Below are 23,697 nucleotides of genomic sequence, written 5' to 3'. Positions count from 1 at the left end.
AGGGGAGTTTAGTTAATGGCAAAAACAAATACTGAACAAACATCAGGGAATTTAATTAAAGCGGAGATTATCCGGCAGCAATTATACAATATCGCTCAAGAAATGGGCATTGTCATGATAAGAACTTCAGGGGATCCGGTCATTTCTGAAGCAGTGGATTTCTCTACCTTTATCGCGGACAAAAATGGGGAAATCATTTCCTTTTCAGGATATATGACAATGCACGCAGGACCTGCCCGCCAATCGGTCCGCCATATAATGGCTACGTATCCGGAAGATGAAATACTTCCTGGAGATGCCTTTATTTGTAATGACCCACATACGACCGGGGCTTGTCACCCGCCTGATGTTGGAATTGTGAAGCCGATTTTTTATAAAGGCGAATTAGTGGCCTGGTGTTGGGCAGAAGGACATTTGTTGGATGTAGGGGGTATGTCTCCAGGCGGATTTGCCATAGCTGCCAATGATGCTTATTCTGAAGCGCTGCGCTTTCCGGGCATTAAGATAGTCAGCGAAGGAAAGATCATTCAGGATGTGTTCCATCTTATGGAAGCCAATTTCCGTTTGCCAAAACATGATATCAATAACATTCGCTGCTTTATTGCAGCATGTAACACATGTGAAAAACGGACGATCGATATGATTGATAAATATGGTTTGGAGGAATTCAATAAATACGTCGAACTGAATAAGGATTTGACAGAAAAGGCATACCGTCAGCGGATAGCGGAACTGCCTAAAAAAACATACGAAGCAACCGAATGGATCGAGCATAATGGCCATGAAAATAATCTTTGGCCAATCCATTGTAAATTAACGGTACATGAAGACAGCCTTACTTTAGACTTCACAGGATCCGCTCCTCAAACCGACGGGTTCGTAAATACGACAGAAGGTACGGCGATTGGTTGTGCTGTCACTCCCATTATGCTTGTGTTGACGCCCGACATCCCTTTTAACGAAGGAATTTTCCGGGCAACCAATATCATTCTGCCTGAAGGGACAGTGGTAAATGCCAAAATGCCGGCACCTGTTTCGTCAGCGCATATGGAAGCCGGGATGCGCATAACAAAAGTTGTTACAGATCTTCTTAGCCGCGCCATGATGGAAAGTGAAGATGAATGGATCCAGAGCCATGCCATGGCCGCTTTCCATGATAGTTGGGTAGTAGGAGTATTTTCGGGAAAAGACGATGAAGGCCGGCCAACTGTTTTTCTTGATATGAATGGCGGGGGTGCGGGCGGAGGTGCTCAGACAATTTGCGACGGCATAGATGCAGGAGCAGCCTTCACACAGCTAAGCAATGGGTTGCCTGACATAGAAATTAATGAACTTTCCAATCCGATTCTTTACTTATGGCGTCAACTAAACATAAACTCCGGAGGTCCAGGCAAGTACAGAGGGGGGCAAGGAATTGAGTTTGGCTGGATTCCCTGGGGAACTGACGGAGGGACTGAACTGGTAAGCACTGCTTGCTGGCAAGTGCCGTCACGCGGTGCGATGGGAGGTTATCCTGGAGGCACTAGCGGTTACTGGTCAATCAAAAACTCCAATGCCCGAAAACTTATGCAAGAAGGCAAACTGCCGGATTTTTCCCAGTTGGACGGGGAGAAAGAATTACTGCCTTCCAAACATGTATTGCAACTTGCTGCGGATGATGTTTTTGTACAATTTGAAGGCGGGGGCGGAGGACTTGGCGATCCGCTGAAACGTGATCCGCAAGCAGTATTGAGGGATTTATACGACGGTTATATTACGCAAGAAATGGCGGAAAAGGCTTATGGTGTGATCATAGCTGAAAACGGGAAGGTTGATGAACAGCGCACAAAAACACGCAGGGAATTGATACGCAAAGAAAGGGTGGACCGCGCAATACCGCCGATAAAAAAATCTAATGTGAAAAAACAACTTCAATTTTTAAGGACATCCGGAGAAGCACTGCATGTAAAAACTGATTCCAATGGGCAGCTTTTTACTTGTTGTTCCGATTGTGGGACTGTGTTATCCGATAGAAATGAGCCGTGGGAACAAGGCGCTGTTCGTATCAATACTGAAGTTTCAGGAGCGCTTGGTGATTACGGCATGTTTGTCAAGGGAAGGGATCATGCACCTTATGTATATCTCAATGAATTAGCCTGTCCGGAATGTGGCAGCATGCTAGGCATTAGCACAAGTGTGAATGATTAAAAATCCTGGTTTTTCCTCTACCCCATGTTAGTAGTCCCAAAAAGAAAATAGGCGTGGCAGCTGTTGTCCCTCATTCTTTAATAGAAAGTAATGGGGGACAAATTAGTGCCCAACAAGAAAACAATATACGACCAATCCATATGCTTTCATGAAGCTAAACTCTTTTATTATACCTTTCAATGAACCGAAGAAACACTCCTTCACAGAAATGAAAATGATATTATCACAATCTGACAGTAGCGTCTAATGACTAATGATCTATCAGTAACAACCGAATAAGCTCTTTTTATTTCAAATGGAGGTGAAGTACATGGATTTATCTATTTGGCTAATAACACAGAAAACCCCGATCAGCAAAGTTACCGAATTGGCTCAAAAGGCAGAGGGAAATGGTTTTGACGCGGTTTGGTTTGCAGAAGCATGGCGTGAAACCATTGTTCCTTTAACAGCCATTGCCATGAAAACCAATACCATTAAATTTGGTTCAGGTGTCGGGCAAATTTTCCCAAACAACCCAACGACTCTGGCTCTGCAAGGGATAAATCTTCAGGAACTTTCAAATGGGCGGTTTGTCATGGGCTTGGGCTTAAGTACACCTTTTGTTGTTGAAAATTGGTATGGAAGTCATTATGGGCGCCCGCTGAGGCAAATGCGTGAATCGATTGAAGTCATTCAGGGAATACAAGCTTCCGAATCAGGTAATAGATTTAGTTACGATGGTGAATTATTTAAAATTAAGAAATACAAGTCCCCGGTCAAGATGGAAAACCCTTTCCCCGTCTACATGGCGGCTATTGGCCCTAAAATGCTGCAGCTGGCTGGAGAAATCGCCGATGGTTTAGTTATAGGAGCATTGCATTCCCCTAGATATTTAGAAGAAAATGTGTTTCCTAATCTAAAAATTGGCGCAGAACGATCTGGCCGAGATTTGACAAACCTGCAAATGATTTACGGACAAATCTGCTCAATATCCCATAATAAGAAAGAAGCCTATGACAGGGCTAGAAAATCAATCATGTATACTGCCCAGTACCCTCATTACCAGCGTGTTATGCAACAGGAAGGATTCTCGGAAGAAGTTAAAGTGATTAACCAAGCTATAGAACAAAGGGATTATGAAAAGGCAGCCAATTTGATTACCGATAAGATGGTTGAACACTTTACAATCACCGGGGAACCGGATGAATGCAGGGAAAAGCTGCAAAAATATCAGGATTACCCGGGAATGCCGATGTTAACTCTCATTCCATTCAGAGTCAGCGAGGACGAAGTGATTCAGAATATGGAACTGATTCTGGAAACCTTTAAAAAATAGGATGGAACGGAGGGTGAAAGTTGGTAAAGCAATTCTGGAAAAATACGGTTGAAAAATTTAACGAACAAGTGTTTCTGAAGTTTGATGAAGATTATTATACTTACGGGGAATTTGATCAAATAACCAATCAATTAGCAAACGGGCTTTTGGATTTTGGATGCAAACAGGGGGATAAGATCGCTTTACTGTTTAGAAATAGCCCTGTCTATCTTCAATGTTTCCTTGCTATAAATAAGATCGGTGGCATAGTAGTACCCTTAATAAGTGGTTCAACTCCAGATGAAATTAAATATGTGCTGAACCATTCAGAAAGCCGATACTTGATTGCTGACAATACCAACTATAAAAATGTTGCAGTTATAAGGAAAGAATTACGTTTTCTAAAACGGACCATCCTGGTTGATGGAACAAATAAAAGCGAACCTTCCTTTGAATCCTTGTTAAGCGATAATGTTGAAGAACCTAGCGCCACAATTAAGCCCGAAGATCCAATGGCATGCATGTATACTTCGGGCAGTACGGGGAAACCCAAAGGGGTTGTTTTGCCGAATTCTAGTTTTTCATCCTGTGGGATCGCCTTCTCCACAAGACTAAACTACAAAGCCACCGATACGATATTTTGTACATTGCCTTTATTCCATGCTGCCGGTACACATATGAACATAGCTTCCGCTATAGCATGTGGAGCATCGGTTTCCCTCGTTGAAAAATTCAGTGCAAATATGTTTTGGGATACTGTGGATAAACACCAGGTAACAAAAGCCTTGCTTTTACCTACAATGGTATCCATATTAATGAGTTTGCCGCCAAAAGAGAATGACCGCGATCATTCGTTGAATCTTGTCATTTCCCATATTCGGCCTAAGGAATTTATGGAGCGATTTAATCTTGATATGTGCACAACGTGGAATTTAACGGAAATCGGCGGCATGGGAACGCTGACCTCCCCGAATTACAACCGGTTTGAACCTAAGTTAATTGGCTGGCCATTTCCGGATAATGCCCAAGTTAAGGTTGTTGACAATAACGGAAATGATGTCGGTCCTAATTCGATTGGTGAATTATTATTTAAGCATCCGGATATTATGAAAGAATACTATAAAAATGAAGAAGCCACTAAATCAACATTAGTGAATGGCTGGGTCAAAACGGGCGATTTAGGGCGTATGGATAACGAAGGCCGAGTGTATTATGAGGGAAGAATCAAACACGTTATTAAAAGATCTGGAGAAAATATCTCAGGGGAGGAAGTAGAATTTACCCTAATGTCTCATGCTGAAGTAGTAGAATGTGTGGTTTTTAGCGTGCCGGATGAAATAAGGACAGAAGAAGTCGCTTCTGTGGTCGTTCTGCAGGACCGTTCCAAATTATCCGCCACCCAGCTTGCTGATTGGTGTAAGGAAAAACTATCAGACTGGAAGATACCGAGGTATATTCAATTAACTTATGATCCTTTACCGAAACTGCCAAATGGAAAGATAAATCGCATTAACATAAAGTTCGATCCTGTCAATTCAGAGGATAGGACCAAACTTAACCGCCAAAAGAGCAGCTTCACATAAACTACTAAAACTCCCTTTTTCATTGAATCACCATCGCTGAAAAAGGGGATGAGGAAATTTTTCCTGGATGGGTTTTAAGGGGGTGATGTAAAGGACAACTTTTTCTGTATATTAGGATCTGACCATACTATTCATGAAAAATCGTAAATAGGGGAGGAATGAATAATGAGTCGTTTTGACATTTTTCGCGAAGCCGGTAATCCCATGTTTAATGAAAATAAATTGAAGATGGGAATATTCGCACCAAACTTAAGCAATTCCTGTACAATGACGCTTGCAGAAAGCAGTTTTGAGCCGAATTTTGAGACGAATGTGAAAATAGCTAAGTTGTTGGAAGATGCCGGGTATGAGTGCATAGTGCCTGCTGCCAGGTGGAGAGGGTTTGGGGGGCCTACTAATTTACACGGGAGATGTATGGAGACCTTTACATGGTCTGCTGCAATGGCAGCTGTAACTGAAAAAATCTATCTATTCTGCACTTCCCATGTACCAACCATGCATCCGATCGTGGCCGCGAAAATGATTTCAACAATTGATGATATTTCTCAAGGGAGAATTGGGTTAAATACAGTAGTAGGCTGGTTTCCTAAAGAGATGGAGATGTTTGGCGGGACCAAGATGGAACACGATAAGGGCTATAAATATTCGACTGAATGGCTGGAAATTGTTTTAAGGCTGTGGTCGGAACAATATTTTGACCATAAAGGTGAATTTTTCGAAATTAAAGATGGATTTTCGGAACCCAAACCCGTCCAAAATCCACGTCCTGTTTTGATCAGCGCAGGAACTTCCCCTGCCGGTAGAAATTATGCAGCACGCTTTACTGACTTTAACTTTGGATATATAGAATCGATCGAGCAAGCAAGTGAGTGGACAAAGACAGTAAGGAAACTAGCTTGGGAAGAATACCATCGTGAAATCAATACCTTTACTTCGAGTTTCGTTGTATGCAGACCGACAGAAAAAGAAGCAAAAGAATACTATGATTATTATGTTAGGGAGCAGGGTGACTGGGAGGTAGCAAAGATCATTACGGATATGTTTGGCATGCATGCGTCCTCCCATTCAAAGGAATACTTATCAATGGCTCAAGAAAGATTTATAGGAGGCTTTAATGGATGGCCATTGGTTGGTACACCGGAACAGGTTGCTGAAGGATTAATTAAAATAGCAAATTCAGGTGTGTCGGGTACATTGGTTACTTTTGTTGACTATCTTAAAGAAATGCCGTACTTCAACGAGAATGTATTGCCATTATTGGAACAAGCAGGCATTAGGAACCCTGTAGCTAAGAATAATTCCATAACTCATAAAAAAGAGGCTGAATCTTTGATAGGCAGCCGGTAACTACCTATAACGATTATGTGAAGAATCAACAAAAATTGGGAGGATGAGTAAATGGAAAATTGGATCCTTTATGGTAAATCAGGCAACCCGTCTTTTGAGGTGACAAAAGCGTGGCTAAAAAACCATGGCATTCCTGCTGAGGTCCGGAGTGTTTTTCGAATCACAGAGCAAGAAATTGAAAATCTGGCAAACATTTCCCCAAGAGGTGTAAAAGGTTTAGCATTTCCAGATGCGTTCTCTTTTTCATTGATAAATCCCCAAAGAGCCTCAGACCAAACATTAATTGACAAAATACAAAGTAATGCACTTTCTGACAATGAAGTCAAAAGTTTATTAGTAGAGAATCCCTACCTAATCGTATCGCCAATTCTAACAAACTTCGAAACCCTTATCATTGGATATCAGTATGATGTGATGGTAAATAAGTTTAGATTCTTCAAGGTAAGAGATATACAGCAGGCTTAAAAACATAAAACAGAAAACTTAGCCGAATTCTTTTCCACAAGCAAAAATTAACAAATGTTTTCCAATCGACGAACATAAGGGGGTGCATTTGTGTTAGTACTCGGTGTATGCGGGAGTTGTGCATCCAGTAAAAGAACCAGGGTATTAATTGAGACAGCATTAAAGTCGGCAGTGGTGTGTGGAGAAGATATCACTACCGACCTGATTGATTTGTCGGAAGTGAAAATAGATTTTTGTGATGGCAGGCCCTATGAGGAATATAGCGAATCTACAAAAAAAGTGCTCAAAAAAATAAAACATGCGGATGCTTATCTATTTGGTTCACCCATGTATAGGGGAAGTATGACAGGAGCTTTAAAAAATCTAATTGACCTAATCCCGAATGATTTTTTAAAAGGGAAAGCCTCAGGACTTGTAGCGACTGGGGGAAGCGATCATCATTATTTAGGATTGGATTTGGGATTTAGAACAGCAATGGCCTTTTTTCAGGTGCATACCATACCGGGCATCTTATACCATTCAAGGTTCACGGTTAAGGATGGGCAAATAATTGAGGATAATGTTAAAGAACAAGCTGAGAACTTTGGCAAAGATCTTGTGGAATTGGCCTCAATTACTAGAGGGAAAGTACTCGGGCCATCTATTTACTGAAACTATAAAAGCTTAAAGACTGACACAAAAAGGAAGCCAGAGCTGCAAAATGAAGTTTAAAGCCTTTTTTCTATACAAGGTCAAGCTCGTAAAACAAAGCTAGTGCATTTCCCTCTAGGCAAACTGAAATTTACCCAAAAGTTAGCTGTGGGTATTTTCCTTTGACTTGGAGGGGATACATTATCCTTAAAGAGTAATTAATGAACAAAACCAGCGGAAATTTTCTATCAAAACCCTGAAAAGGCAGCATTGTTAAGTTTAAAGACCACTATCTCGGGTGAATCCGGTGCTTGCGTTAACTCCGCTCTTTTCCTGCAAAAAAAACGGATGAGGAGATTTTAATACAAATGAAACGGTGGACAATGGAACTTCTATTACTTATTGTCGTCGTGATTTGGGGCACTAATTACACAATAGGAAAATATGGAGTAATTGAAATTACTCCCGTCGAATTTACAGCAATTCGAATGATTATTGCAGCTCCTTTCCTATTGCTTATTGCCATGGCTTTGGAGCGTTCAATCCATATTAAAAGAAAAGATGTATTCCATTTAATTATAGTCAGTATGGTAGGAGTAACTCTATATCAGTCTTTTTCTATGTTAACAATTAAATACATATCTGCTACGAATGCCTCTCTATTAATTTCTATATCTCCAATTTTTACAATGATATTTTCCTTGTTTTTTAAACAGGAGAAATTTTCAAAGCAAAAACTAATAGGATCTGTCATTGCATTTACCGGTACAATACTTATCTTGCTTGTTCATGACCCGTCCAGTAATCAAAAGAATGTAATGATTGGTACCATTATCGGTATTTTGACATCTATGAGCTGGGGTTTGTACCCAATATTGGCTACCCCTTTAGTAAACAAATATTCTGCTCTAAGAGTAATAGCTTGGTCAACAATGATTGGGGCCATTCCACTAGTCCTGTTAACTGGGTCAAGCATTGTTTTTATCCCATTTCATCTAAATCAGACAAGTTGGCTTGCATTATTATATGCTATTTTCTTTGTCACAATTTTTGGCCTTGTCACTTGGTATGTCGGTGTCCAAAAAATTGGGGCTACAAATACGATGGTTTACATGTTTTTGACTCCATTTACAGCTGTATTGTTTGCTGCAATATGGGCAAAAGAACACATTTATATTCAACAGGTTGTTGGCGGGATCATCATTTTTATTGGTCTGTGGCTCGTGAAGCATCAAAGAAAAACACGGGTCAATGAACATGATTATGATTCTAACATTCTGTAACGGACCAGGATAGAGAGAAGTGTTCACATCAATTTACATTTGTATTTTGTAAAGAAGAATGAACATTTCCGTTTACAACATATATATCGTTGTTAACGATTGTAAACAACAGTCGGTTGCCTGTCTCGAAAAAAATGCCTTCTGGAAACATTCATTGTCTTGAATATTATTTAAAAATTGAAGTTCCGTTTGTTTTCCTAATGTTTTATTGAGGGAAAAATTTGAAATGAAAAAATTGGCATGCTGCTTGCATTATAAAAGATAAGATCAAAAAATAAAAAACACACTTCACTATTTTATTATTAATCATTAATGAAGGAGGGAAATAATGCTTGAAGCTGTAATCATTGATGCGGTACGTACACCTATAGGCCGAAGGAATGGCATGTTAAGCGGGTTACGGCCGGACGATATGGCATCAGAAGTGTTAAAAGAAATCATAAACAGAACAGGGGTTTCTCCTGAATTGATTGATGATATCATAATGGGCTGTGTTTCACAGGTCGGGGAACAGGCTGGAGATATTGCAAGGCTGGCCGGATTAATCGCGGGCTTTCCGATAAGTGTTCCAGGTACAACAATAGACAGGCAATGTGGTTCCAGTCAACAAGCCATTCATTTTGCAGCCCAAGCCATCATTAGTGGTGATATGGATATTGTTCTGGCAGCGGGCGTCGAAAGTATGTCTCGTGTTCCAATGTTTTCAAATTTAGCCGGAACAGGCTTTAGTGAGAGCTTGACTGCAAAGTATGAAATGCATCACCAAGGTATAGCGGCAGAACGTATAGCAGAAATTTGGGGCTTAAGCCGTGAACAATTGGATGAATATTCCCTCGAAAGCCACGAAAAGGCAATCACAGCGCAAAAAGAAGGAAGATTTGACAGGGAGATTATGCCGTTGAAAGTCAGACTACCTGAGGGAGAAACAAAAATTATCAAACAAGATTCAGGGCCGCGGCAAGATACAACAATTGAAAAATTGGGGCAATTAAAGCCATCTTTCATCGAAAACGGGAAAATTCATGCAGGGAACTCAAGCCAAATTAGTGACGGTGCGGCAGCAGCCTTAATCATGTCAAATAAAAAAGCGAAGGAACTTGGCATAAGCCCACGTTTTCGAATAGTGAACAGAACAGTGGTCGGTTCTGATCCATCAATTATATTTACAGGTCCGATAATAGGCACGAATAAAGCATTAGTAAAGGCTGGGCTAAATATAGACAATATCGACATATTTGAAATTAATGAAGCTTTTGCTCCGGCTCCGCTTATTTGGCTGCAGGAAACAGGAGCCGATCCTAAAAAGTTAAATCCTAATGGCGGGGCAATCGCATTGGGACATCCGCTAGGAGCTACCGGCGTCCGTATTTTATCGACTATGATGAGCGAATTAGACAGAATCGGCGGACGTTTTGGCTTAATCGGAATGTGCGAGTCACATGGAATGGCGAACGTCACGATCATAGAACGACTGTAACCGAGGATGTTTTCTAAAGTAACATTCAGCTAATTAATTTAATTGGATAAGGTTTATTGCTTTTGTTACGAGATGTCCAGTTAGTAGCAAATTTTATAAGAGGGTGAGCTAATTGTATAGCCTTACAGGAAAAGTTGCGGTCATTACAGGTGGAAGCAGGGGATTAGGAAAATCTATAGCCGAAGTACTGGCACAGGCAGGAGCACAAGTGATAGTGACAAGCCGAAATCAGGAAGCTCTGGATAAGGTTGCTGAAGGGATAAACCGTGGTGGGGGAAGTGCCAGCGCCATAGCTAGCGACATGGGGAGCAGAGCTTCCATATTGTCTTTTTTTAACACAGTAGAAGAAAGCGTGGGGTTAATTGATATTCTTGTCAATAACGCCGGGACTACGCTCACCAAAAGGGCGTTTGAAGTGACGGAGGAAGAATGGGACCAGATCCTGGATGTAAATTTAAAAGGCTTGTTTTTCGCCAGCCAGGCAGCAGCAAAGCAAATGAAAGAAAAAGGTGGAGGGAAAATTGTAAATATTGCTTCTGTCATGGGAGCCGTCGGTGATGTTTCAATTTCGCCGTATGTAGCAAGTAAGGGAGGAGTTGTTCAACTTACCAAAGCACTTGCTCTTGAGTGGGCAAGATACAACATTTCCGTTAATGCAGTCGGTCCGGGCTATGTAAAAACGGATATGAACCGCGACACATTGGAAAATAATGAAAGGGCTTACAAACGTATCATGAATAAAATCCCACTTAGAAGACTTGGGCAGGAAGTAGAGATAGCTGCAGCTGTTCGATATCTTTGCTCATCCGAAGCGAATTATGTTACGGGCCAAACGTTATATGTAGACGGCGGCTGGACTGCGGAATAGAAATCTGAGGAGGATAAAGATGAATATTGCACAATCCATTGAAAGACATGCGTATATTAATGGACAAAGGACTGCGGTAAGATTCAAGGACCGCGCTTATAGTTACAAAGATGTGAACCGGAATGTCGATGCATACGCTAATTTATTGATTTCATTGGGTGTAGCTAAGGGTGAAAGGGTTTCCATATGGCTGCCAAATAGTATGGAGTTTATTTATGCCTTTTATGCTGCATTAAAAATAGGCGCTTTAGCAGTGCCAATTAACCATTTATTTAAATCCGCCGAATCCGGTTATATTTTAAAAGATTCCGCTGCAAAAATACTTTTCACCACACAAGAAAAAATACCCCTGCTAAAAAACAACCTGGCTGATTTGCCCGATCTTGAAAAAGTTTTGATAATAGATGGTTGTCTGGATGATGATCAAATTTTTCAGGAGGTGAATGGCCTTGTTCCCGATCAAATGGAGCCATTCGATTCCTTGGACTTATCCCCTGACGGGGGAGCTTGTATATTGTATACCTCTGGTACAACGGGCAATCCAAAGGGAGTCGAACTTTCCCACTACAATTTGAATACGAATGCAGAATTTTATGCAGATAGTATTAGGCTTACCGCAAACCACTATGGTTGTATCGTCACCCCTCTATCCCATTTGCTCGTTTTGATGGCGGGACTGATATTGATATTCATGAAGGGAGGCAAATTTTATCTATTTGAGAAATTCAGTACAACAGCTGTGGCAGAGAAAATTCATAAGGAAAAGATAGATTTCTTTATTGGCGTTCCAGCTATGTATTATATGTTCCTGACTTTGCCTGAAGAGACAAAATATGATATGTCATCCCTCAAAATTTGCATCACGAGTGGAGGCCATATGCCTTTAGAAGTCCGGAAGACCTTCGAATCCCGATTTAACACTTTGACAATACAAGCCTACGGACAAACGGAAAGTTCCCCGGTCATTACTGTTGATATGCTGTCGATAGAGCGTCGATTTGAGAGCGTGGGTTTTCCGCTTCCACATTTGGAAGTGGCCATTGTAGATGAAGAAAATAAAGTTCTGCCGCCTGGGCAGCCGGGTGAAATCCTTGTACGGGGCCATTGTGTAATGAAAGGATACTGGAATAACCCTGAACAAACGGCCAATACCATTAAAAATGGCTGGCTGCATACAGGGGATATCGGAAAAATGGATAAAGAAGGGTATGTTTATTTATTAGACCGGAAGAAGGATCTTATCATTGTAGGCGGTTATAATGTATATCCTGTCGAGCTGGAAAATGTAATCTATACACACCCTGCAGTACTTGAAGTAGCGGTGATTGGCCAACCGGATGATCGGCTTGGTGAAATACCGAAAGCTTTTATTGCTTTAAAAGAAGGCATGTCACTATCGAAAGAAGAGATTATAAAATACTGTTTAGACCGTTTGGCAAGCTATAAACAGATTAGGGATGTTGAATTCATAAAGGAAATACCTAAGACACCTTCAGGTAAACTAATGAAGCGAAGACTTAAGGAAACATACAACAACCAACCGAACATGTGACCAGTTTTCAAAAGCTATTGAATTAAGCACAGGTATAAGCAGATTGTGATTTTAAGATCCTTTTAGAAAAAAATGAGAAAGATTACGTTGACACAGGAGGCACTAATGTATTTTGAACATACCGAAAAAGTAAAAAAACTTCAGTCAAGGATAAATGCTTTCATGGAAGAACATGTATATCCAAATGAACACAAATATGAAAAAGAATTAAATGAAATTGGAAGATGGGAAGTTTCCCCTACCATGGAAGAGTTAAAGAGAAAGGCAAAAAAGGAAGGTTTATGGAATTTATTCCTTCCAAATAGCGAGTATGGCGAAGGGTTGACCAATGTGGAATATGCGCCATTATGCGAGATCATGGGGCGGTCATTAATCGGGCCGGAAGTTTTCAATTGTAATGCACCAGATACAGGAAACATGGAAGTGTTATTGCATTACGGAAATAAAGAACAAAAAGACAAATGGCTGGTCCCTTTACTGAATGGAGAAATCAGGTCTTGTTTTACAATGACGGAGCCGCACGTAGCATCCTCGGATGCAACGAATATTGAAGGAAGCATTATAACGGATGGCGATCATTATGTGATAAATGGAAGGAAGTGGTGGATTACCAACGGTGGCGACAAGCGCACAAAAATTGCGATTTTTATGGGGAAAACCAACCCGAATGCAGAGAAACACGAACAGCAATCGATGGTTTTAGTTCCAATGGACACTCCAGGAGTATCAATTAAACGCACCTTATCGGTTTATGGATACGACCATGCACCGACGGGCCATGCAGAAATAAGCTTTGAAAATGTACGTGTCCCGGTCGACAATATTTTAGTTGGTGAAGGGAAAGGATTTGCCATCGCACAGGGAAGATTGGGGCCGGGTAGAATCCATCATTGTATGCGTGCTGTGGGAGCGGCGGAAAGAGCAATTGAACTAATGTGCAGCAGAGTAAATGAACGGGTTACATTCGGAAAAAAACTGGCAGAACGGGGAGTCATCCAGGAGTGGATAGCCAAATCTAGGATAGAAATTGAACAAGTAAGACTTTTGACTTTACAAGCTGCTTTCAAAATGGATAAAGAAGGAAAAAAGGCAGCCAGAAAGGAAATTGCCATGATTAAAGTGGCCGTGCCTGAAGTAGCGTTGAATGTCATCGACCGCGCAATTCAGGCATTCGGTGCCGGGGGAGTAAGTGAAGATTTTCCCTTGGCAGCACATTGGGCCAATTCACGTACACTGCGTTTGGTCGATGGACCAGATGAAGTCCATTTAAGGGATGTTGCAAGACTGGAATTAAAGAGATACCAAGATTCATAACAAAAGTAATATCAGTAAGGCTTCCAATTTAAAATAATATGAATATTCCAGGTTAGGGGGCTATAAATGATATACCATTTTTGCCTGTCGAACGAATATATTATGGGGCTAATGTAATTCAACTTCATTTAATTGAAGAAATAAAAAAACTTAATGCGAAAAATGTAATCATCGTTACGACTCGAAGCTTACTGCAAACCGATCTTTACAAACAATTGCATGAATTATTAATCAGCCAGGATCTCAATGTATTGGTTACTCTTTCTAAACAGCATGTAAAAAGCGAGAGTCTCTTTGAAAATATAGGAGAGATTAAAAGCCATAAACCAGATCTTGTCATAAGCTGCGGTGGCGGGAGTGCCATAGACACAGGAAAGGTCCTATCGCTGATTGTTTCGGAAGGGATTACAAACGAGGAAGAATTATTCTCCTATTCCCTTCAAGGCTCAAATAAGTCGGTAGAAACAGTAAAATTAATCCCACACTTGTCCATCTCTACGACATTATCAGCAGGAGATTTTACAAGTCTTGCCGGGGTGTCCTGCGACACCAATGGCATGAAATATATTTTTTCTAATGTGAAATTAACCCCAAAAATTTGTTTTCTGGATCCGGTATACACAATCGAAACCCCAGAACAACTGTGGCTTTCATCTGGCATTCGCGCGGTGGACCACGCGGTGGAAACACTATATTCACCTAAAAAAAATCCGATAAATACTAGTTTGGCTTTAGATGCACTAAAAAAATTATATACTTATATGCCATTATCGAAGGAGGAACCGTCAAATTTGGATTACCGGCTTCAATGTCAGCTTGGTGCCTGGATGTCACTTTTTTCAAACGTGAACATCAAGATGGGCTTATCACATAGCATAGGCCACCAATTGGGTTCTCAATACAATATCACACATGGGATAACATCTGCGATAATGCTTCCGCACGTAATGAAATTCTTGCTGCCGAAAACATTTGAAGAACAAGCAACGATTACAGATGCCCTAAATGCCGGTAAGCCTGGGATGTCCATAAAAGAAAAAGCGGATCTTGCCCCGATGTTAATCAAGGATTTAATAATCAGATTAAGTATCCCTCACCAGTTAAGGCAATTTAACGTACAAAAAAGCAGCCTTGAAAAAACTGTTGAAAACATTTCAGCAGAGATTCTCGGTGATGCGAGTTCTTATCTGCTGAACATTAATGAACTAAAAAAAGATGTGTATAGCTTATTGGAGAATGCCTGGTGATCATACTTAATGCATATTCATATATTATTTTTCTTCGAATCAAAAAATATAATGGCAGAAAAAAAGAATTATATACAAATAATTTTTCATAAAAGAGAGGGGCTAGAATGATGAGAAGAATAAAACTCCTGTTATTGCCACTATTGATTTTTTCACTTTGTTTAATGGCTGCTTGTGGAAACGGAACGGCTAAAAAAGGAAGTACCGGGTCTCAGGGTACACAAGGCGTCACTGATAATGAAATATTGATTGGCCACTTAGGGCCGCAAACCGGGCCATATGCTGTTTATGACTATTTCCGGAAAGGGATCGATTCTCATTTTAAATATGTAAACGAAAATGGCGGGGTTAACGGCAAGAAACTGAAGCTGGTGGCGTATGATGACCAATACCAACCATCGAGAACGGTTAAAAATGCAACGAGGATTCTTCAAGAAGACAAAGTATTTGCTATGATTGGCAATGTTTGTACACCTTGTAACACGGCAGCAAGAAACACTTTTGAGAAGTCGGGAATCCCAATGGTGATGGTCAGTAGTGGAGCCGAAGAATTTGTAAACCCTCCAATCAAGAACTATTTTGGTTCTAGCATCCTGAATTATCGCGTAGAAACAAGGGTGTTTTTGGATTATGCAGCCAACGAGCTAAAAGCCAAGAAAATCGCAGTGGTTTACCAAAATGATGATTACGGTAAAGAAGGCCTTACAGCTCTGCAAGAGAATATTGATAAATATGAAGGAGCAACACTTGTGGATGAAATTCCATATGTAGCCGGCGAAACAGATATGAGTTCACAGGCACAGCATTTAGATCAGGCAGATCCTGATGCAATCATTGTGCTTGGTGGACCTAACCCCGCGGCTAACTTGAAAAAAGAAATGTATAAAATTGGATTGAAAGATGTCCCTTACATCGTTTCATCTGTAGGTGCGAATGATAGAAATCAATTTAAATTAGCTGGCGATGATATTTGGGAAGGAACGATCAGTGCAGCAACTTTCCCAATGCCGGATGTTAGTGATGACCCAAGCATGAAACAATATGTTGAACGTTTTAAAAAGGATTATCCAAATGATCCGATTGACGGGTTTGCGCAATCAGGGTGGGCAATTGCAGAAGTCATGGTGGAAGCTTTAAAACGAACAGAACAAGGTGGAAAAGATTTAACATGGGAAAACTTCTATGATGCCATGCATACATTTGACAACTGGGATGGTTCGATTTTTGAAGGTGTCACATTTACGAAAGATAACCATTACGGGTTAACCACAATGATCCTGACCGAAGCAAAAGATGGTAAAATCTTGCCAATATCAGATCAAATAAAATTTGACCCAGCTTCTGGAGAAATTACCTACGAAGATTAATACCACATTATTGGTTAGAGGAATAATGGAACAACATCCATTATTCCTCTTATTTTAACATTCAGCAAAGGTCCATGAAAAATTATGCATAGGAAGGGAGAATACAATGCAGATCATTGTTAGCGGGTTAATCTTTGGTTGTATTTATGGTTTGGCAGCCCTGGGGTTAGTCTTGATTTATAAAACGACAGACCTGGTTAATTTCGCACAAGGTGAGATGGCCATGGTTACTACGTTTGTCAGCTTTACGTTTTTATCCCAGTTTGAAATGGGATATACCACTTCCTTTTTGTTGGCTTTATTGTTTGCTGCAGTATTTGGGGCCATCGTACACCAAGGGATAATGAAACGGCTACAATCGGCGCCGCCCCTTAACCAGCTTGTTGTTACCCTGGGATTATTCATGGTTTTCAATGGATTGGCTGGACTTATTTGGGGACACAAACCGGCTGGATACCCTCAGGCAATTAAAGGTGATTCCATAAAAATGGGCAGTGTTTTCTTTACGCCGAATGAAATATTCGTAATGGGCATAACCCTGACACTTATGCTGATTTTTTTCGTTATTTTCAGATATACAAAAGTGGGATTGGCAATGAGAGCATCTGCACAGGACATTAAAGCGTCACAATTAATGGGAATCAAAGTGACCAACGTTTTTACCGCAACCTGGGCCGTTGGGGCGATTCTTGGGGGAGTAGCCGGTATGATGACTGCCCCGATAACATTTTTGGACACACATATGATGTTCGATGTACTGATCATGGCATTTGCAGCTGCAGTATTGGGAGGATTCCTTAGTTTACCAGGAGCTGTTGTTGGAGGTCTGATTATTGGCGTCTTTGAAAATTTAATTGCATTTTATTTGTCTCCAGAACTGAAATTAGTGTACACATTCTTATTGATTATTATCGTGTTATATATTCGGCCGCAGGGGATTTTTGGCGGTACACAATCTGTTAAAAAGGTGTGATGATCTTGAAACTATTGGAAAACAAAAGGTTAACCATAGGATTACTTGTTGTTTTCATGCTGATCTACCCCTTCTTGGTCGGAAATTCGAATTATTTTATGACATTATTTGTGATTACGTGTATTTATGCCATTACCTCTATGTCTTTGAACCTGTTAATAGGATATGGAGGGCAAATCTCGGTAGGCCATGCCGGTTTTCTGACGGTTGGAGGCTACTCCGTTGCAATCCTGTCTTCAACAGTTGGTTTGCCCTTTTTCCTGGCTTTACCGCTGGCAGGTATCATGACGGGATCGATTGGGCTCCTCATCGGCCTCCCGGCTGTACGTTTGAAAGGGCATTTTCTAGCTGTTGCTACATTGGGGTTTGGGTTATCGATTCCGCAGATCGTTTTGAATTGGGATGGGTTGACAGGGGGGTATTCCGGTCTTGCTGTTACAAAACCGCTGATGTTTGGTTCTGATTTTTCTTTGTTCTATGTTTTTGTAGTGATTACGGTCATCATAACCTGGTTAATCCAAAACATTGTGAAAAGCAGCCTCGGCAGGGCTTTTATTGCAATCAGGGATAGTGAAGTAGCCGCTCAAGCAATCGGGATAAATATCTCCTTCTATAAAACGACCATGTTTGTCATCAGTTCATTTTTTACAGGGATTGCAGGAGGGATATACGGCTATTGGGTAGGCTTTGTAAGTCCAAATGATTTTATCATTACAAACTCATTTTTGGTTTTGGCCATGATTGTGGTAGGTGGATTGGCTTCCATTCCTGGATCCATCATAGGTGCGGTTCTTTTTTCGGTAATTCCTCATTTCACGGATAGTTATATTGGGATCACGAACATCGTGATAGGTATCGCAGTTGTGTTAATCATATTGTTTAAACCTGATGGAATCGTTTCCCTATTTAAAATGAACAAGCAGAAGCTGGTAAAACCCGCTGGGAAAGGGGAATTATTGGTGCAGGGGGGAGAAAAGGAAAATGCTAACATTTAATGACATTACCGTTCAGTTCGGCGGGTTGACTGCTGTTAACAGTCTTTCATTCGAGGTACCAAAAGGACAAATATATTCAATCATTGGTCCAAACGGTGCAGGAAAAACTACTGTTTTTAACTGTATAAGCCGTTTTTATACGCCGTCGAAAGGCAGCATCTTATTCAATGGAGAAGATCTCATTAAATATAAACCACACCAGATCATAAATAAAGGAATCGCCAGAAGTTTTCAGAATGTCGAGTTATTTACCAAGATGACTGTCATGGAAAATTTATTGACCGGGTTACATCCACTGTTAAAGAAAAATATTTTTCCTATCGCTTTAAATCTCCCCTCTGTAAAGCGGATGGAGAAAGACGCCAGGGATCAAGCGTACGAAGTCATGGATTTATTGAACATTACCGATTTGGCTAATGAAAAAGTATCCAACCTATCATTCGGATTTCAAAAAATGGTCGATATCGGCCGTGCCATGATTGTTAATCCGCAATTAATCCTGCTGGATGAACCAGTTGCCGGGATGAATCCCATTGAAACAGAAAAAATCAGTGAACTTATTCTTCGTTTAAAAAACGAATTGGGTTACACAGTTTTATTGATCGAGCATGACATGTCTTTGGTCATGAAAGTCTCGGATGCTGTGACTGTAATGAATTTTGGAAAGAAAATTTCGGAAGGGACGCCAGCTGAAGTACAGAATGATCCTGTTGTAATAGAAGCTTACCTGGGAGAGGTGGAAACTCATGTTGCGGCTAAATAATATCCATGCTTTTTACGGCCATGTCCATGCATTACGTGGCGTCTCATTAGAAGTGCCAAAAGGGAAAATCATTTCGTTATTGGGCGGCAATGGTGCTGGTAAATCTTCGACCCTAAATATAATTTCCAGGCTAATCCAGCCAAAAGAGGGCAGCTATGAATTAGAAGGAACTTCGATGCTAAGGAAGTCAGCTGGTGAAATGGTCAAACACGGCGTAATCCAATGTCCAGAAAACCGAAGGGTTTTTCCGCTGCTGACCGTTGAAGAAAATTTAAAAATTGGTGCTTACATCCGTAAAGATAAAAACATTAAGTCTGACATGGAAAAGGTCTTCACCTATTTTCCGCGTTTACAAGAAAGATTACAGCAGAAAGCGGGTACTCTTAGCGGCGGTGAACAGCAAATGCTAGCCATTGGCCGGTCTTTGATGGGAAAACCAAAACTATTGCTGCTTGATGAACCTTCCCTTGGCATAGCACCTATTCTTGTCCGTGAAATCTTTAAGATCATTAAAGAAATTAATGATGAAGGGACAGCAATTCTCCTTGTTGAACAGAATGCCCACATGGCGATGGAGATTTCAGATTATTCATACATTTTGGAGAATGGCCGCGTAGCTCTTGAAGGAAATTCCAAAGATCTTAAAGACAATGATGAAGTGCGTAAACTTTATTTAGGTGCTTAGTGCTTTCTGTAAACAGAGAATTTTAAAAGGAACAAGGCTCGCATTATTTCTGGTAGTGATAGTTAACACAATTGTAGTTCAGATGTTAACAAGGGTTAACAATTTTAGGTGTTTGTTTTTCAAAACGAGATTAAAACATGTAAAGTGTTAACACTTTGCGAAAAGACCTGGTTGAAAAATTTACGCTGGTTTAACGTTTGCAAACGGATAGCTGACTGAATAATAACCTTTTAACAACAATTTTATTAATGCTGGCATGGATTTTGCATATTACATTAGTGCTCATCAAGTTCCTTAAGACCTCATAGCTATTAATTTATTAAAAGTAAAAGGAGTTGTTAATTAGTGGAACAAAAAGCTTATGAAGAGTTCAAAGCTAAACTATTTGAAGCAATCTGGCGTGATCTTGACCCCTTGGAAGAGGAAATCGAAAATAATGAGGCCCTGCCTTACGATAAGTTATTTCCACTATTAAGGGAAATGAAAGCATTTGGCTTAAGGATCCCAAAGGAGTATGGAGGCCTTGGTCTTTCGGTTTCACAATATATTGATATCATAGCGGAATTTTCGAAGATTCAGGGTGGAATTAGGGCAGTAGTGCATGTTCATAATTCCATGGCAAGCGCACTGTACAAAATTGCTAATGAGGATCAGAGGAGGGCGGTACTTCCAGGTTGCACAACTGGAGAAAAATCGGTGGCTTTCGCATTAACTGAGCCAGATCATGGAACAGGGCTGGATCTGGGAACCATCGCAACGCGGCAAGGGGACGAATATGTCATAAATGGGAAAAAACATTTGATTACCAATTCCGATTTTGCCAGCCATTTTATTGTTTTTGCAAAGACGAAAGCCGGCCGTAGTGAAGATTCTGTGACTGCTTTATTGGTGGAGAGGGATATACCAGGATTCACGATTGAACCGTTGCCTGAAACCATGGGTTGTAAAGGCGGTGAGCACGGGATTTTAACTTTTAATAACGTACGAGTCCCTGCAAGCAGTTTACTCGGTGAAGAAGGTAAAGGACTTAACCAATTAGAAGAGACACTGGAAGTAAGCCGGTTATATATTGCAGCCACATCTTTGGGTACAGCGGAAAGGGCGTTTGAATTGGCTGTCGAATTTGCAAAAGAGAGAAAAACGTTCGGAAAGCCAATAGCATCCCGGCAAGCTATACAAAGGTATATTGCGGAAATGGGAATCGATATTTATGCGCTGCGGAACATGATCAAACACGCAGCGGAAAAATGGGACCGCGGTAATAGAATCCCCGCTGAAGCATCTATGTGTAAACAATTCGGCTTAGAAGCAGTGGGAAGAGTTACTGATAGGGCATTATTGGTATTCGGCGGTATTGGTTATACCAGGAAGTACCCGATCGAAAGGCTATACAGGGATGCCCGGTTGAACTGGCTTGAAGAAGGGCCCCCAACCATTCAATATATGGTTGCTGCACGAGAATTCGTAAGCGGTTACAAATGGGATTAAAGAAGCTTTACCGAAATGTTTGAAGGGTTACTAGTAGATATCACCGTTTCGCCTTGTTGTTTGTATTTAAATCAAACAACTTAGCAGTCTTTTGGTAAGTCCATCGTTTTAAAAAGCTATTGTCATTGATTCATTGGTTCAAAAACACATAAAAAAGAATGTGTTTTCCCGATTTTAGAATAAAAAAATCGTAATTGTTAAAACCGCATTAAAGCGTTTATAGGCGGTTCGAGTTTACCTGGAGCCCCTTTTCCAAAGAAAAAGGAGATGATTGTCAGATGGAACAAAAGGCTTATGAAAAATTCAAATCGCAAATATTCGAGGCTATTTGGCGGGATCTTGACCCGTTGGAGGAAGAGATTGAAAATAAAGAAGCCCTACCTTACGATAAGTTATTTCCCTTATTGAGGGAAATGGGCGCTTTTGGTTTGAGGATCCCCGAGGAATACGGTGGCCTTGGCCTTACCGTTTCACAATATATAGATATCATTGCTGAATTTTCTAAGGTTCAAGGCGGAATCAGAGTAGTGGTACATGTCCATAATTCCATGGCAAGCGCACTATACAAAATAGCTAATGAAAATCAAAGGAGGGAGGTTTTACCGGGCTGTTCAGTTGGAGAAAAGTCGGTAGCCTTTGCATTAACTGAGCCAGATTACGGAACAGGGCTGGATCTAGGAACCACCGCTAGGCGGGAAGGCGACGAATATATCATAAATGGCAGAAAGCACTTAATCACCAATTCTGATTTTGCGAGCCATTTTATTGTTTTCGCAAAGACGAAAGCTGGAAATAGTGAAGATTCCGTTACTGCTATTTTGGTGGAAAGGGATACACCCGGCTTTACCATTGAACCTTTGCCAGAAACGATGGGATGCAAGGGCGGTGAACATGGGTTATTAACCTTTAAAGACGTACGCGTTCCGGTTAGCTGTTTACTAGGTCAAGAAGGAAAGGGTATTCATCAATTGGAAGAGGCATTGGAAATAAGCAGATTATACATTGCAGCAAGTTCTTTGGGAACTGCAGAAAGAGCCTTTGACCTAGCCGTCGAATTTGCTAAGGAAAGAAAAACTTTTGGAAAGCCAATAGCACAGCGGCAAGCTATACAAAGATATATCGCTGAAATGGGAATCGATATTTACGCGCTTAGGAACATGATAAAGGATGCTGCGGAAAAGTGGGACCGTGGCAATAGGATTCCGGCCGAGGCTTCAATGTGCAAACAATTCGGGCTCGAAGCAGTTGGCAGGGTTACCGATAGGGCACTATTGGTATTCGGAGGCATTGGCTATACAAGAAAATATCCTATTGAAAGACTGTACCGCGATGCCCGTTTAAACTGGCTGGAAGAAGGACCTCCAACCATTCAGTATATGGTGGCCGCCAGGGAATTCCTGAACGGTTACAAGTGGGAGCGTTGATGGAAATAAACTTTAACTGCAAAGTTGCAATGGTCATTGGAGGGACTCGTGGAATCGGGAAAGAAGCAGCCCTATCTTTGGCGAAATCAGGGGCAAAGGTAATCATTACCGGCAGATCCCAAAAAAATATAGACTTAGTTGTTGCTGAAGCAAAGGAGTTAGGGTTAGAAATAAGTTCCTATGCATTTGATATAGCCGAAGTTGATGCAACGAGGACAGTAATTGATAAAGTAGCCGAAGAAAATGGGAAATTGGATATACTCGTTGCCAATGCAGGCATCAATCCAATGTATAAAAGGGCTGAAAATGTTACGCCCGAAGATTGGGATACGCTGATGGCAGTGAATTTACGGGGAGTGTTTTTTGCGATCCAATCTGCCGGGAAACACATGCTTGCACAAGGGAGCGGTAGTATCGTTTCTATATCGTCTGTTACGGCAGTTGTAGGAACTCCACGCGGACTGCCATATGTAGCAACGAAAGGCGGTATGGACTCTATGACGAGAACTTTGGCAGTTGAATGGGCTGACAGGGGTGTCCGCGTTAATGCGGTGGCTCCAGGTTATATCGAAACGGATCTTACAGAAGGAATAAGACAGAATCAATCAATCAATGAAATGATGATTAAAAAAATGCCCTTGGGGCGCTTTGGTAAATCTGAGGAAATTGCCAGCATGATTTTATTTTTATCATCGGATGCCTCCAGTTACATTACGGGGCAAACATATATAGTAGATGGAGGATTCTCATCATAA

20 protein-coding genes are annotated in these 23,697 nt (G+C 40.9%); all 20 read left to right on the top strand.

Translation table 11 applies throughout. The features are described from left to right. The first annotated feature begins 15 nt into the window (after window positions 1-15). The 20 genes from D0466_RS03620 to D0466_RS03525 all read left to right on the top strand — a co-directional run bounded on the left by D0466_RS03620 (window position 16) and on the right by D0466_RS03525 (window position 23,697). Window positions 16-2,187: a hydantoinase B/oxoprolinase family protein gene (locus D0466_RS03620; protein ID WP_117321189.1), complete on the top strand. Its 2,172-nt coding sequence runs from the start codon at window positions 16-18 to the stop codon at window positions 2,185-2,187. Between the two features lie 310 nt (window positions 2,188-2,497). After that, window positions 2,498-3,502 carry an LLM class flavin-dependent oxidoreductase gene (locus D0466_RS03615; protein WP_158555805.1) on the top strand — a complete coding sequence of 335 codons (1,005 nt, stop codon included), beginning with the start codon at window positions 2,498-2,500 and terminating at the stop codon, window positions 3,500-3,502. A 20-nt stretch (window positions 3,503-3,522) separates the two neighbouring features. Beyond that, window positions 3,523-5,064, top strand: coding sequence for a class I adenylate-forming enzyme family protein (locus D0466_RS03610; RefSeq protein WP_117321187.1), 1,542 nt, complete (start codon window positions 3,523-3,525; stop codon window positions 5,062-5,064). Window positions 5,065-5,229: 165 nt separating this feature from the next. Next, window positions 5,230-6,411 (top strand): LLM class flavin-dependent oxidoreductase, encoded by a 1,182-nt coding sequence (locus D0466_RS03605; protein ID WP_117321186.1) that lies wholly within the window; start codon window positions 5,230-5,232, stop codon window positions 6,409-6,411. Between the two features lie 51 nt (window positions 6,412-6,462). Then, window positions 6,463-6,876: a thioredoxin domain-containing protein gene (locus D0466_RS03600; RefSeq protein ID WP_117321185.1), complete on the top strand. Its 414-nt coding sequence runs from the start codon at window positions 6,463-6,465 to the stop codon at window positions 6,874-6,876. 90 nt (window positions 6,877-6,966) lie between these two features. Continuing rightward, entirely contained in the window at window positions 6,967-7,527 is a 561-nt protein-coding gene (locus D0466_RS03595; protein ID WP_117321184.1) for an NADPH-dependent FMN reductase, read from the top strand. A 347-nt stretch (window positions 7,528-7,874) separates the two neighbouring features. After that, window positions 7,875-8,789 (top strand): DMT family transporter, encoded by a 915-nt coding sequence (locus D0466_RS03590; RefSeq protein WP_117321183.1) that lies wholly within the window; start codon window positions 7,875-7,877, stop codon window positions 8,787-8,789. 328 nt (window positions 8,790-9,117) lie between these two features. Then, window positions 9,118-10,266, top strand: coding sequence for a thiolase family protein (locus D0466_RS03585; protein ID WP_117321182.1), 1,149 nt, complete (start codon window positions 9,118-9,120; stop codon window positions 10,264-10,266). A 112-nt stretch (window positions 10,267-10,378) separates the two neighbouring features. After that, complete coding sequence (locus D0466_RS03580) at window positions 10,379-11,134, top strand: SDR family NAD(P)-dependent oxidoreductase (RefSeq protein ID WP_117321181.1); 756 nt, start codon at window positions 10,379-10,381, stop codon at window positions 11,132-11,134. Window positions 11,135-11,153: 19 nt separating this feature from the next. Continuing rightward, window positions 11,154-12,686, top strand: a complete 1,533-nt coding sequence (locus D0466_RS03575; RefSeq protein WP_117321180.1) for a class I adenylate-forming enzyme family protein — start codon at window positions 11,154-11,156, stop codon at window positions 12,684-12,686. A 105-nt stretch (window positions 12,687-12,791) separates the two neighbouring features. Next, a complete protein-coding gene (locus D0466_RS03570; protein WP_117321179.1) occupies window positions 12,792-14,000 on the top strand; it encodes an acyl-CoA dehydrogenase family protein in 1,209 nt (402 codons plus the stop codon). 80 nt (window positions 14,001-14,080) lie between these two features. Continuing rightward, window positions 14,081-15,247, top strand: a complete 1,167-nt coding sequence (locus tag D0466_RS03565) for an iron-containing alcohol dehydrogenase (RefSeq protein WP_158555804.1) — start codon at window positions 14,081-14,083, stop codon at window positions 15,245-15,247. Between the two features lie 107 nt (window positions 15,248-15,354). Beyond that, complete coding sequence (locus tag D0466_RS03560) at window positions 15,355-16,614, top strand: ABC transporter substrate-binding protein (protein WP_117321177.1); 1,260 nt, start codon at window positions 15,355-15,357, stop codon at window positions 16,612-16,614. Window positions 16,615-16,720: 106 nt separating this feature from the next. Next, window positions 16,721-17,587: a branched-chain amino acid ABC transporter permease gene (locus D0466_RS03555; protein WP_117321176.1), complete on the top strand. Its 867-nt coding sequence runs from the start codon at window positions 16,721-16,723 to the stop codon at window positions 17,585-17,587. Further along, window positions 17,587-18,582 (top strand): branched-chain amino acid ABC transporter permease, encoded by a 996-nt coding sequence (locus D0466_RS03550; RefSeq protein ID WP_233522521.1) that lies wholly within the window; start codon window positions 17,587-17,589, stop codon window positions 18,580-18,582. Before D0466_RS03555 ends, D0466_RS03550 begins: the two co-directional genes overlap by 1 nt. Further along, complete coding sequence (locus D0466_RS03545) at window positions 18,569-19,345, top strand: ABC transporter ATP-binding protein (RefSeq protein ID WP_117321175.1); 777 nt, start codon at window positions 18,569-18,571, stop codon at window positions 19,343-19,345. The genes D0466_RS03550 and D0466_RS03545 overlap by 14 nt, the downstream gene beginning before the upstream one ends. After that, on the top strand, window positions 19,329-20,030 hold the full coding sequence (locus D0466_RS03540; protein WP_117321174.1) for an ABC transporter ATP-binding protein: 702 nt from the start codon (window positions 19,329-19,331) through the stop codon (window positions 20,028-20,030). Before D0466_RS03545 ends, D0466_RS03540 begins: the two co-directional genes overlap by 17 nt. A 345-nt stretch (window positions 20,031-20,375) precedes the next feature. Beyond that, the gene (locus tag D0466_RS03535; protein ID WP_117321173.1) at window positions 20,376-21,518 is read left to right on the top strand and encodes an acyl-CoA dehydrogenase family protein; all 1,143 of its coding nucleotides are present in this window, start codon (window positions 20,376-20,378) and stop codon (window positions 21,516-21,518) included. A gap of 278 nt (window positions 21,519-21,796) precedes the next feature. Further along, on the top strand, window positions 21,797-22,942 hold the full coding sequence (locus tag D0466_RS03530; RefSeq protein ID WP_117321172.1) for an acyl-CoA dehydrogenase family protein: 1,146 nt from the start codon (window positions 21,797-21,799) through the stop codon (window positions 22,940-22,942). Next, window positions 22,942-23,697, top strand: a complete 756-nt coding sequence (locus D0466_RS03525; protein WP_117321171.1) for an SDR family NAD(P)-dependent oxidoreductase — start codon at window positions 22,942-22,944, stop codon at window positions 23,695-23,697. The genes D0466_RS03530 and D0466_RS03525 overlap by 1 nt, the downstream gene beginning before the upstream one ends.

Source organism: Peribacillus glennii (assembly GCF_003429105.1).
Taxonomy (GTDB): Bacteria; Bacillota; Bacilli; order Bacillales; family DSM-1321; genus Peribacillus; species Peribacillus glennii.
This window is presented reverse-complemented; position numbering and strand designations above follow the sequence as displayed.